The sequence below is a fragment of the Saccharopolyspora terrae genome, assembly GCF_004348435.1.
GTDB lineage: Bacteria > Actinomycetota > Actinomycetes > Mycobacteriales > Pseudonocardiaceae > Saccharopolyspora > Saccharopolyspora endophytica.
In genome coordinates, this window is sequence record NZ_SMKS01000007.1 from 70465 (window position 1) to 84662 (window position 14198).

The window sequence follows — 14198 nt, forward strand, 5'->3', positions numbered from 1 at the left end:
CGCCGGCGCGGACTGGTCACCAGAAGGACAACAACGCCCGGATTACCGCCGTGATCAGGTACCGCGGCGTCGGCCGAGGTCCTGGAACGCGCAGAAGTGGCCTCGCACCCGTCCGGTGCGAGGCCACCTCCTCAGCCGCGGTCAGCCGGTGCGTTCGCGGACCCAGTCGTGGAACTCGGCGATGTGGTGCTCACTGGGCACCAGCACGCCGCCGGAGGCGTAGGAGCGGGAGTCCATGGCCAGCTGGCAGCGCTCGCAGGCGTCGAAGTCCTGCTGGTTGACCCGGTGGAACAGCTCCACCGAGCGGTCGATGTCGGCACCCGAGTCGACGACCTCGGGCAGGTACAGCCAGTCGCAGCGCACCAGCGTGCGGTCGGGCGCCAGCGGGAACATCCGGTGGAAGACGACGTGGTCGGGCACGAGGTTGATGAACACCTGCGGCCGGACGGTGATGGCGTAGTAGCGGCGGTCCTGCTCCTCGTTGACGCCGGGCAGCTTCGCCAGCCCGGCCGAGCCGTCCACGGTGAACCCCTCGATGTCCTCGCCGAACTCGGCGCCGTGACCCACGAAGTACTGCGCGGCCAGGCCGTCGGCGAACTCCGGCAGGACCTCGGTGAGCTCCGGGTGGATCGTGGCGCAGTGGTAGCACTCCATGAAGTTCTCGACGATCTGCTTCCAGTTCGCCTTCACGTCGTATTCGATGCGCCTGCCGAGCTTGAGGTCGGCGACCTGGTAGCCGACGATCGCGTCCGGCGTGCCGAGGCGGTTGGTGACGTCGCCGATGACGGTGTCGTCGAACGACGGCGGTTCCTCGGCCAGGCACAGCCACACGTACCCGAGCCATTCCCGCACGTGCACTCCGCGCAGGCCGTACTCGGTGCGGTCGACGTCGTCCATGGCGTTGAGGTTCGGCGCGGCGATCAGCTCGCCGTCGAAGGAGTACGTCCAGGCGTGGTAGGGGCATTGGAAGGACCGGCGCACCTCGCCGGACTCCTCGGTGCACAGCCGCGCGCCTCGGTGCCGGCACACGTTGAGGTGCGCCTTGACGGCGCCGCTGCGGTTGCGGGTGACCAGCACGCTCTCCCGGCCGATCTGGACGGTCTCGAACTGGCCCGGCTTGGCCAGGTCGGCGCTGCGCACCGCGCAGAACCAGCCGGCCTCGAAGATCGTCGCCTGTTCCAGGCGGAAGATCCCCGGCTCGGTGTAGTAGTGCCCCGGCAGCGTCTCGCGCAGGCTCTCGGGCAGCTGGGACTCGGTGGTGGGAAGCTCACCGGTGGTCATGGGCACAGGCTCCTCAGCGCTGAAGTGGGTTCAGGGGAACACAACGGTGCTGTTGCCGTTGAGCAGGACGCGGTGCTCGCAGTACCACCGCACCGCGCGGGACAGCGCGAGCGCTTCGGCGTCGCGGCCCACGGTTTGCAGGGATCTCGGGTCGTGGGTGTGGTCGATGCGGATGACCTCCTGCTCGATGATCGGTCCCTCGTCGAGGTCCGGGGTGACGTAGTGCGCCGTGGCGCCGACGAGCTTGACGCCCCGGTCGTACGCCTGGTGGTAGGGCTTGGCGCCCTTGAAACCGGGTAGGAACGAGTGGTGGATGTTGATCGCCCTGCCGTGCAGCGCCTTGCAGGTCTGGTCGGAGAGCACCTGCATGTAGCGGGCGAGCACGACCAGGTCCGCGGCGTGGTCGTCGACCAACCGCAGCAGCCGCGCCTCGGACTCGGGCTTGGTCTCCGGCGTGACCGGCACGTGGTGGAACGGCAGGCCGGCTGCCTCGGCCATCGGGCGCAGGTCCTCGTGGTTGGAGACCACGGCGACGATCTCGGCGCCCAACGCGCCCGCGCGCCAGCGGTAGATCAGGTCGTTGAGGCAGTGCCCGAGCTTGGAGACCATCACCAGCACGCGGGCCGGACGCGCCGAGTGGAACGCGTAGTCCATGCCGAATTCCGTTGCCACCGGCTCGAACCCGCGCTCGAGCTCGTCGAGGTCGGCGTCGCCGCTGGCCTGCACCCGCAGGAACAGGCGTCCGCGCACGGCGTCGTCGAACTGGCGGTACTCGCCGATGTCGCACCCGTGCTGGAACAGGAACGAGCTGACGGCCTGGACGATGCCGGTGCGGTTCTGGCAGCTCAGGGTGAGGGTGAATGTCACGGGGTTCTCCTCAGCATTCCACGATGTTGAGCGCGAGGCCGCCGAGAGCGGTCTCCTTGTACTCGTCCTTCATGTCGGCTCCGGTGTCGCGCATCGTCTTGATGGCCTTGTCCAGCGAGACGTGGTGCTTGCCGTCGCCGCGCAGCGCCATCCGCGCGGCGGTGATCGCCTTGATCGCCGCGACCGCGTTGCGCTCGATGCACGGGATCTGCACGAGTCCGCCGATCGGGTCGCAGGTCAGCCCGAGGTTGTGCTCGATGCCGATCTCGGCGGCGTTCTCCACCTGCTCCGGCGTTCCGCCCAGCAGCTCGGCGAGTCCGGCGGCGGCCATCGAGCAGGCCGAACCGACCTCGCCCTGGCATCCGACCTCGGCACCGGAGATGGAGGCGTTCTCCTTGAACAGCGCGCCGACCGCCCCCGCGGTGAGCAGGAAGCGGACCGCCGCGTCGTCGTCGAAGACCGGCAGGAAGCGGTGGGCGTAGTGCAGCACCGCCGGGACGATCCCGGCGGCGCCGTTGGTCGGGGCGGTCACCACCCGGCCGCCCGCCGCGTTCTCCTCGTTGACCGCCAGGGCGTAGAGGGTCACCCACTCCATGGGGTCGGCGTCCTCGTCGAGGCGGGCGTGCAGATCCCTGGCGCGGCGGCGGACTTCGAGCCCGCCGGGCAGGACGCCGCCGGTGCGCACGCCCTGCTCGACGCACTCCCGCATCACCTGCCAGATGTGCAGCAGGTGCTCGCGGGTCTCGCTCTCCGGGCGCCAGCTCGCCTCGTTGGCCAGGACCACGTCGCTGATGCGCCCACCGGTCTCCGCTGCGCGGACGAGCAGTTCGGCGCCGGTGCAGAACGGGTGGGCGACCGGCGCGGCGTCCTCGACGAGCGCCGGGCGATCGGTCTCGTCCTCGTCGAGCACGAATCCGCCGCCGACGGAGTAGTACTCGCGGCGCACGAGCCGGGCTCCGCCGTCGTCGAAGGCCTCGAAGGCCATGCCGTTGGTGTGGAAGTCGAGCCGTTCACCGCGGTGCAGCACGATGTCGGCGTCCACGTCGAAGGTGATCTTGTGCTCGCCGCCGAGGCTGATGCGGTGCTCCTCGCGCACCGCGAGCACCTGCGGTTCGACGGCGACCGGGTCGACCAGGTGCGGTTGCTCCCCGGCCAGCCCGAGCACGACGGCCTTCACGCTGCCGTGCCCGTGCCCGGTCGCGCCCAGCGAGCCGAACAGCTCGCAGCTCACCCGGGTCGTGCGGGTCAGCGCCCCGGTCCGGCGCAGGTGGTCGACGAACCGGAACGCCGCTCGCATCGGGCCGACCGTGTGCGAACTCGACGGCCCGATGCCGACCTTGAACAAGTCGAAGACGGACAGGCTCATGCAGTGCTCCTGATCGGTTGGGGGCGGAGCGAAGTGCTCGATGCCCGGCAGGTGGCGGTGCTGGTCCGAAGTGCCCGGGCGACGCGGACATCGATCACGGGCGGTTCGGACCAGAACAGCCCTTGCTGCCGGGGGTTCAGCGGCGGATGCGGTGCATGTCGGGGTCCACCAGGGGCTCGGCCGCGACCGCGGCGTCGACCATGCGGTCGAAGTACTTGATCCGGACGCGGGTTCCGGGCACCGCCGTCGCCGGGAGCCAGGCGTAGGCGATGGGCACTCCGAGGGTGTGCGCGAAGGCCGCCGAGGTGACGTAGCCCGACGGCACCCCGTCGACGAAGACGGGTTCGGAACCCAGGACCACGCTGCGTCCGTCGTCGATGGTCAGGCACGACAGGCGCCGCGTCACCGCGTCGGGTTCGAGGCGCGCGAGGGCGTCGCGGCCCACGAACTCGCCCTTCTGCGGCCGGACGGCGAACCCGACACCGGCCTCGTAGGGGTTGTGCTCGGTGGTCATGTCCGCTCCCCAGGCGCGGTAGCCCTTCTCCAGCCGGAGGCTGTTGAACGCGGCCCGCCCGGCGGCCACCACTCCCAGGTCCCGGCCGGCTTCGAAGAGCACGTCCCACAGCCGCTGGCCGTACTCGGCGCTGGTGTAGAGCTCCCAGCCCAGCTCGCCGACGTAGGACACCCGCATGGCGGTCACCGGGATCCCGGCGATGCGGATCTGCTTGCAGCGGAAGAACTTCAGCCCCTCGTGCGACAGGTCGTCGCGGCTCAGCGGCTGCACCAGGTCGCGCGCCAGCGGCCCCCACGCGCCGATGCAGCAGGTGCCGCCGGTGATGTCGCGCAGGACCACGCTCCCGTCGTCGGGCAGGTTGCGCCGCAGGTGCTCGTGGTCGAGGTTGCCGTTGGCGCCGACCTGGAACAGCTGCTCCCCCAGCCTCGCGACGGTGAGATCGCTGCGCACGCCGCCGGCCTCGTCGAGCATCAGCGTGTAGGTCACCGAGCCGACCGACTTGTCCACCTTGTTGGTGGTGAGCCGGTCGAGGAACGCCAGCGCGCCGGGCCCGCTGACCTCCAGGCGCTTGAGCGAGGTCATGTCGTAGAGCGCGACGGCGGTGCGGGTCTTCCACGCCTCCACCGCGGCGACGGGGCTGTGGTACATCGCCGACCAGGCATCCCGCGCGGGCGGCTGCCACTCCATCGGCAGGTCCTTGACCAGCGGAGCGTTGGCCTCGAACCAGTGCGGGCGCTCCCAGCCGTGGGCTTCGAGGAACACCGCGCCGAGTTCCTTCTGGCGCGCGTGGAACGGGCTGACCCGCAGCTCGCGCGGCGAGAACTTCGGCTGCAGCGGGTGCTTGACGTCGTAGATCTCCACGAAGTTGCGCGAGGAGGTCTCCTCGACGTAGTCGGGAGCGGTCTCCAGCTCGTCGAAGCGGTGCACGTCGCAGCCGTGCAGCTCGACCTCGCTGCGGCCGTCGACCAGCAGCTGCGCCACGGATCGCGCGACACCGGCGGAGTGCGTGACCCACACGGCCTCGGCGATCCAGAACCCCTGCACGTCGGGGGATTCACCGACGAGCGGTCCGCCGTCGGGGGTGAAGGAGAAGACGCCGTTGAAGCCGGTGTCGATCTTGGCGGTCTCCAGCGCGGGCAGCAGCCGCTTGCTGTGCTCCCAGGAGGGGGCGAAGTCCTCCTCGGTGAACGGCAGCATCGACGGCATCGCCCGCTCCGAGGTCTCCTCGTCCTGCGGGAGGTCGCTCAGCCGCACCGGAATCGGGCGGTGGGCGTAGGTCCCGATGCCGAGGCGGTCGACGTGCTCGCGGTAGTAGAGGTCGCGGTCCTGGTGGCGCAGGATCGGCAGGTTGGCCTCGGTGCGCTCGTCGTTGCGCCCGGCGAGTTCGGGCAGCGGGTCGGTCTTGGCGTACTGGTGCGCCATGGGCAGCAGCGGCACGGTCATGCCGACCATCTCGCCGATGGCCTGACCCCAGAAACCGGCGCAGGACACCACGATGTCGGCGGGGATCTCGCCGTGGTCGGTCTCGACGCCGGTGACCCGGCCGTGGCTGTGGTTGATCCCGGTGACCGTCACCGCGCCCCGGAAGCGAGCTCCCCGCGCCACCGAGCGCCGGGCGAGCGCGACGACGGCGCGGGCGGCCTTGGCGAGCCCGTCGGTGGGCGTGTGGAACCCGCCGAGGACCTTCTCGGCGTCGAGCAGCGGGTGCAGCTTCGCGCACTCGTCGGGTCCGATGACCTCGCCGGGAACGCCCCAGGAGGTGGCCCATCCCTGCTTGCGGTGCAGGTCGGCGAGCCGTTCGGGGGTGGTGGCGATCTCCAGGCCGCCGACCTGGTTGAAGCAGCGGTCGCCGTCGTCGTCGAGGCCTTGCAGCTTCTCGACGGTGTAGGTGGCGAACTCGGTCATCGTCTTCGACGGGCCGGTCTGGTAGACGAGGCCGGGCGCGTGGGAGGTCGAGCCGCCGGTGAGCGGCAACGGCCCCTGGTCGACGACGGTGACCTGGTTCCACCCGCGACTCGTGAGCTCGTCGGCCAGGTTCGCGCCGACGATCCCGGCTCCGATGATGACGACGCGAGGGGTCGTGCTCATGGTGGTCTCCTAACGAGCGGATGTGAAGCTGGGGAGACTCCGCCTGCGACGAGGCGGGATGCGTTGCGAGGAGCTTTTCCGGCACCGAGTGGAGCCGCGCGGAGGTGATCGACGCCCTCTGACTGAGGACTGATATATCAACTGCACATCAAAAATAAGCGTCCTCGGTGGCGCGGTCAACACGCGGCGCCGAAATTCCACCGACGGGCACGACCCGCACCCCGCGCACCCGCCCTTCCGAGCGCTCCCACCAGCGCCAACGCCACACTCTCCAGCCCGACCGGGCTTCAGCCCTTGACCACGCGGCACGTGCTGCTACCTTTGGTATCCATCTGATATGTCAGTTGTCCATAAGTGCCTCTCCCCCTGTCGAGCACTCGCTCACCGCACATCGAACGGAGGGCTCTCATGCCGCGCACTCCCGGCGCCGACTTGCCTGAGCACCCGGACTGGCTCTGGGGCCCCGCCGACCCGAAACCGTCCTACGACGTGGTGATCGTGGGCGGCGGCGGTCACGGCCTGGCCACCGCCTACTACCTCGCCGTCAACCACGGCATCACCAACGTCGCCGTGCTCGAAAGCGGTTGGCTCGCAGGCGGGAACATGGCCCGCAACACCACGATCATCCGCTCCAACTACCTCTGGGACGCCAGCGCCGGGCTCTACGAGCACGCGCTGAAGCTCTGGGAGGGGCTGGAGGAGGAGCTGGACTACCCGCTGCTGTTCTCCCAGCGCGGCGTGCTCAACCTCGCCCACTCCCTGCAGGAGGTCCGCGACGGCGTCCGGCGGGTGGGGGCGAACCGGCTCAACGGCATCGACGCCGAGTGGCTCGATCCGCAGCAGGTGGCCGAGATCTGCCCGATCATCAACACCTCACCGGACCTGCGCTACCCGGTCATGGGCGCGACCTGGCAGCCCCGGGCGGGCATCGCCAAGCACGACCACGTCGCCTGGGGATTCGCCCGCGCGCTGGACCGGATGGGCGTGGACCTGGTGCAGAACTGCCAGGTCACCGGCTTCGACCGGGTGGGCGACAAGATCGTGGGCGTGCGCACCACGCGCGGTGACATCGCCACCGGCAAGGTCGCGCTGGCCGCCGCCGGGCACACCTCGGTGCTCGCCGACGAGCTCGGCCTGCCGCTGCCGCTGCAGAGCCACCCGCTGCAGGCCCTGGTCTCCGAACTGCTGGAACCGGTGCACCCGACGGTGGTCATGTCCAACGCGGTGCACGTCTACGTCAGCCAGGCGCACAAGGGAGAACTCGTCCTCGGCGCCGGCATCGACGCCTACAACTCCTACGGGCAGCGCGGGTCCTTCCACACCATCGAGCGCGAGCTGACCGCCGCGGTCGAGCTGTTCCCGATGTTCGCCCGCGCGCACGTGCTGCGCACCTGGGCGGGCGTGGTGGACGTGACCCCGGACGCCTCGGCGATCATGGGCCTCACCCCGTTCGACGGCCTGTACATCAACTGCGGTTGGGGCACAGGCGGTTTCAAGGCGACACCCGGTGTCGGCTGGTGCTACGCCCACACCATCGCCCACGACGAGCCCCACGAGCTCAACGCCCCGTTCAGCCTGGACCGCTTCACCACAGGCGCCCTGGTCGACGAGCACGGCGCAGCCGGCGTGGCGCACTAGTCCGTTCGAAAGTGGCGGAGCCACTTCCTCTTTTAGGTGAGCGCCATGCAACTTGCACCACCGGGGGTTCTGAGCGGCTTCGTGGCGAGTACGCCGGCCGGGACGCCGCGCATTCGAATACTCAAGGAGCGGCGCACGGAGTCCACGGAGCCGCTCAGGTTCCCCCACCCGCGCCCCCGAGCAGCTCAACCCCGCACATCCCACAAGGAGGCTCCCATGATGCTGATTCCCTGCCCGTGGTGCGGGCCGCGCAATGAGACCGAGTTCCACTACGGCGGTCAGGCCGACGTCGCCTACCCCGCCGATCCGCAGGCGGTGTCCGATGTGGACTGGGCTCGATTCCTGTTCTACCGCGCCAATCCGAAGGGCGCCTTCGCGGAGCGGTGGAACCACCAGGCGGGTTGCCGGCGCTGGTTCACCCTCCGCCGCGACACCAGGACCAACGAGATCCTCCACGACGACGGGGCGGTGACGAGGTGAGCAACGAGTTCAGGCTGGCCGAAGGCGGCCGGATCGACCGGGACCGCACCCTGCGCTTCCGGTTCGACGGACGGGAGTACGAGGGCTTCGAAGGCGACACCCTCGCCTCGGCGTTGCTGGCCAACGGCGTCCACCAGGTCACCACCAGCATCAAGCACGGCCGCCCGCGCGGGATCATGGCCGCGGGCCCCGAGGAACCGAACGCGCTGGTGCAGATCGACGAGCCGTTCCCGGAGCCGATGCTCACCGCGACCACCGTCGAACTGCGCGACGGCCTGGCCGCCACGGGGCTGCCCGGCCAGGGACGGCTGGCGACCGAACCCGACCCGGCCCGCTACGAGTCGACGCACGCGCACTGCGACGTCCTCGTGGTCGGTGCCGGACCCGCCGGTCTCGCGGCGGCGCTGAGCGCCGCGCGCAGCGGAGCCCGGGTGATCATCGCCGATGCGGGCACCGAGTTCGGCGGCCAGCTGCTGGGCAGCGGTGAGCAGCTGTCGGGCAGGCCGGCCGACAGCTGGGTCCAGCGGGTCGTGGCCGAGCTCGACGCCGCCCCCGAGGTGACCGCGCTGCCGCGCACGACCGTGTTCGGCCACTACGACCACAACTACCTCGTGGCCGTCGAGCACCACGGCGAGGACTCCTTCGTCCGGCAGCGCACCTGGCACATCCGGGCTCGCGAGGTCGTGCTGGCCACCGGTTCGCACGAGCGCCCGCTGGTGTTCCCCGGCAACGACCGCCCCGGCACGATGCTGGCCGGGGCCGCCCGCACCTACCTGCACCGCTACGGCGTGCTCGCGGGCGAGCGCGCGGTCGTGTTCACCACCAACGACAGCGCCTACGCCGCCGCGATCGACCTGCACGACGCCGGGGTCGCCATCGCCGCGGTGGTGGACGTCCGGCCGGTCGTGTCGACGGTGTGGGCCTCGCGCTGCGTGGAGCGCGGCATCCCCATCCGCAACGGCTCCGCCCTGATCGGCACTTCGGGCACCAGCCGCGTGAGCGGCGTGACGGTGCAGCGGAGGGGCGAGGAGGCGACCGACGAGCTGGACTGCGACCTGCTGCTGGTCTCCGGTGGCTGGAACCCGGCGGTGCACCTGCACAGCCAGTCGCGCGGAACCCTGCGCTACTCGGCGGAGATCGGCGCGTTCGTGCCGGACCGCAGCGCGCGCGGTGTGCGCTCGATCGGCGCCGCCGCAGGGGTTTTCGGCACCTTCGACTGCCTGCGCACCGGTTCCGAGGCGGGCAGCGACGCGGCGCGGGAGACCGGGTTCGACGCCGACTTCGCCGAGGTGCCCGCGGTGGCGTGCCCGCCGGTCGTCGCGCCGCAGCCGACGTGGCTGCTCACCTGCGCGTGCGAGGACGAGCAGTACGTGGACCTCGCGCGCGATGCGACCGTGTCCGACGTCCGCAAGGCCGTCGGCGCGGGCATGGACTCGGTCGAGCACATCAAGCGGTTCACCACCATCGGCACCGCCCACGACCAGGGCAAGACCTCCGGCATCCTGTCCTCCGGGGTGATCTCCCGGCTGCTGGGCGTCGAGCTCTCCGAGGTCGGCGCGACCACGTTCCGCCCGCCCTACACGCCGGTGGCCTTCGCCGCGTTGGCCGGGCGGGACCGGGGCGACCTCTACGACCCGGCCCGGGTCACCGCGATGCACGACTGGCACGTCGAGCAGGGCGCGCCGTTCGAGGACGTCGGCCAGTGGAAGCGGCCCTGGTACTACCCGCTGCCGGGCGAGGACATGCAGGCGGCCGTGCTGCGCGAGTGCGACGCGGTGCGCACCGGCGTGGGCATGCAGGACGTCTCGACGCTCGGCAAGATCGACGTGCAGGGCCCGGACGCCGCCGAGTTCCTCGATCTCGTCTACACCAACAAGATGAGCACCCTGAAGGTCGGCCGCATCCGGTACGGGCTGATGTGCACCGCCGACGGCATGGTCTTCGACGACGGCACGGTGATGCGCACCGGCGAGCACCGGTACCTGATCTCGACCACCTCCGGTGGTGCCGCCGGGGTGCTGGAGTGGCTGGAGGACTGGCTGCAGACCGAGTGGCCGCACCTGCGCGTGCACCTGACCTCGGTCACCGAGCAGTGGGCCACCATCGCGCTGGCCGGGCCCCGCTCCCGCGACGTGCTGGCGGCGGTGTCCTCCGGCTTCGAGCTGGACAACGAGTCGTTCCCGTTCATGGCCTGGCAGGACGGCCTCGTCGCGGGCCGCCAGGCGAGGGTGTGCCGGATCAGCTTCTCCGGCGAGCTGGCCTTCGAGATCAACGTGCCGCGCTGGTACGGCCGCGAGGTGTGGGAGGTGCTGCACGACGCGGGCGTGCCGTTCGGCATCACCCCGTACGGCACCGAGACGATGCACGTGCTGCGCGCGGAGAAGGGCTTCCCCATCGTCGGCCAGGACACCGACGGCACGGTGACCCCGCACGACCTCGGGATGAGCTGGGCCGTGTCGAAGAAGAAGGACGACTTCCTCGGCATGCGCTCGTTCACCCGCGCGGACACCACCCGCTCCGACCGCAAGCACCTCGTCGGTCTGCTCCCGCCCGCCGACTCCCCCGTCGTACCGGAGGGATCGCAGCTGGTGGCCACCGGTGAGCTGCCCGAACCGCCGGTGCCGATGCTGGGGCACGTCACCTCCAGCTACCGCAGCGCGGCTCTGGGCCGCCCGTTCGCGCTCGCGCTGGTCGCCGGTGGTCGCGACCGCATCGGGCAGACGATCTACAGCCACGTGGGCGACCAGCTGGTGCCCGTGGAGATCACCGAACCGGTCTTCTACGACAAGGAAGGAGCCCGCCGCGATGGCTGAGCCCTACGGCGAATCCCCGCTGGCCTCGCACGCCGACGTGCTGACCGACTCCTCGGTCCCCGGAGATCTGCGCCTGTCCGAGGTGTCCTTCACCGCCCAGGTCACGCTGCGCGTCGACCCGAAGAGCCCTGCCGCGGAACGCATCGGCACCGCGCTCGGCACGATGCTGCCCAACCAGGCCGGGCAGGTGTCGCGCACCGAACGGCTGCTCGTCGCCTGGCTCGGACCGGACGAATGGCTGCTGGTCGGCCCGGAAGGCGAGGCCGACCGGATCCAGGCGACGGTGGCCGAGGCGCTCGGCGACGAGCACGGCGCCGTCGTGGACGTCTCGGCGCACCGCACGATCATCGAGGTCGCCGGGCCGAAAGCGCCTGAGCTGCTGGCGAAGGGCTGCGCGCTGGACCTGCACCGGCGCAGCTTCGGACCGGACCGCTGCGCGCAGACCCTGCTGGCCCGCACCGGTGTGGTGCTGCTGTGCCGCGACACCGAACCGCCGAACTACTGGATCTTCGTGCGCGCCTCGTTCGCGCGCTACCTCGCCGACTGGCTCCGCGACGCGGCGGCCGAATACCACCAGAACCGTTGAACAGGAGCGTTGACGTGATCGAAGCTCGTGCGGTCGTGTCCACCGGGAAGGGCAAGCCGGTCGAGGTCACCACCATCCTCGTGCCCGATCCGGGCCCGGGTGAGGCCGTGATCCGCGTGCAGGCGTGCGGTGTCTGCCACACCGACCTGCACTACCGCGAGGGCGGCATCAGCGACGACTACCCGTTCCTGCTCGGCCACGAGGTGGCCGGTGTCGTCGATTCCGTCGGCGACGGGGTGAGCAACGTCGAGCCGGGCGACTTCGTCGTGCTGAACTGGCGGGCGGTGTGCGGGAACTGCCGCGCCTGCAAGCGCGGTCGCCCGCAGTACTGCTTCGCCACCCACAACGCCTCCCGGCCGATGACGCTCGCCGACGGCACCCCGCTCTCGCCGGCGTTGGGCATCGGCGGGTTCGCCGAGCGCACGCTCGTCCACTCCGGACAGTGCACGAAGGTGGACCCGGCGGCGCGACCGGCGGTGGCCGGGTTGCTGGGGTGCGGTGTGATGGCCGGGATCGGCGCCGCCGTCAACACCGGGCAGGTCGGGCCGGGCGATTCGGTGGCCGTCATCGGCTGCGGCGGCGTCGGCGACGGGGCCATCGCCGGGGCGGCCATGGCGGGTGCGCGGCGGATCATCGCCGTCGACAAGGATCCCGAGAAGCTGGAGTGGGCGCGGGGTTTCGGCGCCACGCACACCGTCAACGCCTCCGAGTCCGACACCGTGGAGGCGATCCGCGAGCTCACCGGTGGTCACGGAGCGGATGTGGTCGTGGACGCGGTGGGAGTGCCCGCGACCTACGAGCAGGCGTTCTACGCCCGCGACCTGGCGGGCACGGCCGTGCTGGTCGGCGTGCCGGACCCGTCGATGCGGCTGGACCTGCCGCTGCTGGACGTCTTCGCCCGCGGCGGGGCGCTGAAGTCCAGCTGGTACGGTGACTGCCTCCCCGAACGGGACTTCCCGATGCTCACCGAGCTCCACCTGCAGGGCCGGCTGCCGCTCGAGAAGTTCGTCAGCGAGGAGATCTCCCTTGATGATGTCGAAGCGGCCTTCGCGAAGATGGGCCGCGGCGAAGTGCTGCGTTCGGTGGTGACGTTCCCATGAGCATCCGGCTCGACCACGCCACCGTCGAGGGGAAGTTCTCCCTCGACGGCGAGGTCCACGAAGTCGAGAACAACCTGTGGGTCGTGGGTGACGACCACCAGTGCCTCGTCATCGACGCGCCGCACGACGTCGACGCCGTCCTCGACCTCGTCGCGGGCCGCGAGGTGGTCGCGGTGCTGGCCACCCACGCCCACGACGACCACGTGCGGGTGGCCCCGCAGCTGGCCGACGCCGTCGGGGCACCGCTGTACCTGCACCCGATGGACCGGCCGGTGTGGGAGCTGACCCACCCGGACCGGGCACCGGACGGGCGCCTGGTGGACCGCCAGACGTTCCACATCGGGCGGTTGAGCCTGCAGGTCGTCCACACCCCCGGCCACACCCCGGGGTCGGTGTGCTTCTACTGCCCGGACCTGGCGACCGTGTTCACCGGCGACACCCTGTTCGCCGGCGGGCCGGGCGCGACCGGGCGCTCGTTCTCCGACCGCGACGCGATCATCGACTCGATCCGGAACCGGCTGCTGCCGCTGCCCGCGCGGACCAGGGTCCGCCCCGGGCACGGTCCGGGCACCACGATCGGTGAGGTCGTGGCGCAGTTCGACGAGTGGGTGTCCCGGTGAGCGCGGCGCTCACCTCCGCGCTGCGCAACGCCTCCTACGAGGTGCTGCCCTTCGCCAGCACCGAGGAGAAGGTCCTCGCCCACGTCCCCCGGGACGTGGTGCTGACCGTCACCACCACCGAGGCCAGGGGGCTGGAGCCGACGGTCGACCTGGCCGTCCGGCTCGGCAAGAACGGCTACGCCGCCGCCCCGCACCTGGCCGCCCGGCTCGTGCGCGACCGGGCCGAACTGGACGAGATCGCCGCGCGGCTGCTGGAGTCGGGCGTGGACCGCCTGTTCGTCGTCGGCGGTGACGCCGCCGAGCCCGCCGGCGAGTTCCCCGACGCCGAGAGCCTGCTGGTCGCGCTCGCCGAGGGCGGGCACGACTTCTCCCACATCGGGATCGCCGGGTATCCCGAGGGCCACGGCACGATCCCGGACTCGGTGATCGCCGAAGCGTTGCGGCGCAAGACGGTTCACGCGAACGAGATCGTCACCCAGCTGTGCTTCAACCCCGCGACCACCATCGACTGGGCAGGGGGCCTGCACGAATCCGGCATCACCACGCCGATCCGGGTGGGGGTTCCGGGCAGCGTGAACCGGCAGAAGCTGATCCGGGTCTCGGCGGGTCTCGGCCTCGGCCAGTCCGCGCGGTTCCTGGCCAAGCAGTCGGCGATGTTCTGGCGGTTCTTCCTGCCCAGCGGCTACCGACCGGACAAGCTGGTCACCGGCCTGACCGACCAGATCACCTCACCGGCCAACGCGATCAGCGGATTCCACCTGTTCACCTTCAACGACCTGGCCGGAACCGAGCGCTGGCGGCAGGCCCGGCTCGCCGAGCTGTCCTAGGAGTTGTTTAGGAAGGCG

At 70.8% G+C, this 14198-nt stretch carries 11 protein-coding genes; 7 read left to right on the forward strand and 4 right to left on the reverse strand.

The features are described from left to right. Positions 1-141 precede the first annotated feature (141 nt). The 4 genes from E1181_RS07060 to E1181_RS07075 all read right to left on the reverse strand — a co-directional run bounded on the left by E1181_RS07060 (position 142) and on the right by E1181_RS07075 (position 6116). Complete coding sequence (locus tag E1181_RS07060; protein ID WP_132673138.1) at positions 142-1281, reverse strand: aromatic ring-hydroxylating oxygenase subunit alpha; 1140 nt, start codon at positions 1279-1281, stop codon at positions 142-144. Positions 1282-1311: 30 nt separating this feature from the next. Then, positions 1312-2148: a formyltetrahydrofolate deformylase gene (purU, locus tag E1181_RS07065; protein WP_132673139.1), complete on the reverse strand. Its 837-nt coding sequence runs from the start codon at positions 2146-2148 to the stop codon at positions 1312-1314. Between the two features lie 10 nt (positions 2149-2158). Then, complete coding sequence (locus E1181_RS07070) at positions 2159-3514, reverse strand: L-serine ammonia-lyase (RefSeq protein WP_132673140.1); 1356 nt, start codon at positions 3512-3514, stop codon at positions 2159-2161. 136 nt (positions 3515-3650) lie between these two features. Further along, a complete protein-coding gene (locus E1181_RS07075; protein WP_132673141.1) occupies positions 3651-6116 on the reverse strand; it encodes a GcvT family protein in 2466 nt (821 codons plus the stop codon). Positions 6117-6524: 408 nt separating this feature from the next. On the opposite strand from E1181_RS07075, the gene E1181_RS07080 reads away from it, so the two are divergent. The 7 genes from E1181_RS07080 to E1181_RS07110 all read left to right on the forward strand — a co-directional run bounded on the left by E1181_RS07080 (position 6525) and on the right by E1181_RS07110 (position 14180). Next, entirely contained in the window at positions 6525-7754 is a 1230-nt protein-coding gene (locus E1181_RS07080; protein ID WP_132673142.1) for a sarcosine oxidase subunit beta family protein, read from the forward strand. Positions 7755-7970: 216 nt separating this feature from the next. Then, on the forward strand, positions 7971-8234 hold the full coding sequence (locus E1181_RS07085) for a sarcosine oxidase subunit delta (protein WP_132673143.1): 264 nt from the start codon (positions 7971-7973) through the stop codon (positions 8232-8234). Continuing rightward, a complete protein-coding gene (locus tag E1181_RS07090) occupies positions 8231-11047 on the forward strand; it encodes a sarcosine oxidase subunit alpha family protein (RefSeq protein WP_132673144.1) in 2817 nt (938 codons plus the stop codon). The genes E1181_RS07085 and E1181_RS07090 overlap by 4 nt, the downstream gene beginning before the upstream one ends. Further along, a complete protein-coding gene (locus E1181_RS07095; RefSeq protein WP_132673145.1) occupies positions 11040-11633 on the forward strand; it encodes a sarcosine oxidase subunit gamma in 594 nt (197 codons plus the stop codon). The genes E1181_RS07090 and E1181_RS07095 overlap by 8 nt, the downstream gene beginning before the upstream one ends. A 14-nt stretch (positions 11634-11647) precedes the next feature. Next, positions 11648-12733 carry an S-(hydroxymethyl)mycothiol dehydrogenase gene (locus tag E1181_RS07100; protein WP_132673146.1) on the forward strand — a complete coding sequence of 362 codons (1086 nt, stop codon included), beginning with the start codon at positions 11648-11650 and terminating at the stop codon, positions 12731-12733. Continuing rightward, the gene (locus tag E1181_RS07105; protein ID WP_132673147.1) at positions 12730-13353 is read left to right on the forward strand and encodes an MBL fold metallo-hydrolase; all 624 of its coding nucleotides are present in this window, start codon (positions 12730-12732) and stop codon (positions 13351-13353) included. Before E1181_RS07100 ends, E1181_RS07105 begins: the two co-directional genes overlap by 4 nt. After that, positions 13350-14180, forward strand: a complete 831-nt coding sequence (locus E1181_RS07110; RefSeq protein ID WP_235876544.1) for a methylenetetrahydrofolate reductase — start codon at positions 13350-13352, stop codon at positions 14178-14180. Before E1181_RS07105 ends, E1181_RS07110 begins: the two co-directional genes overlap by 4 nt. The last annotated feature ends 18 nt before the right edge of the window (positions 14181-14198 follow it).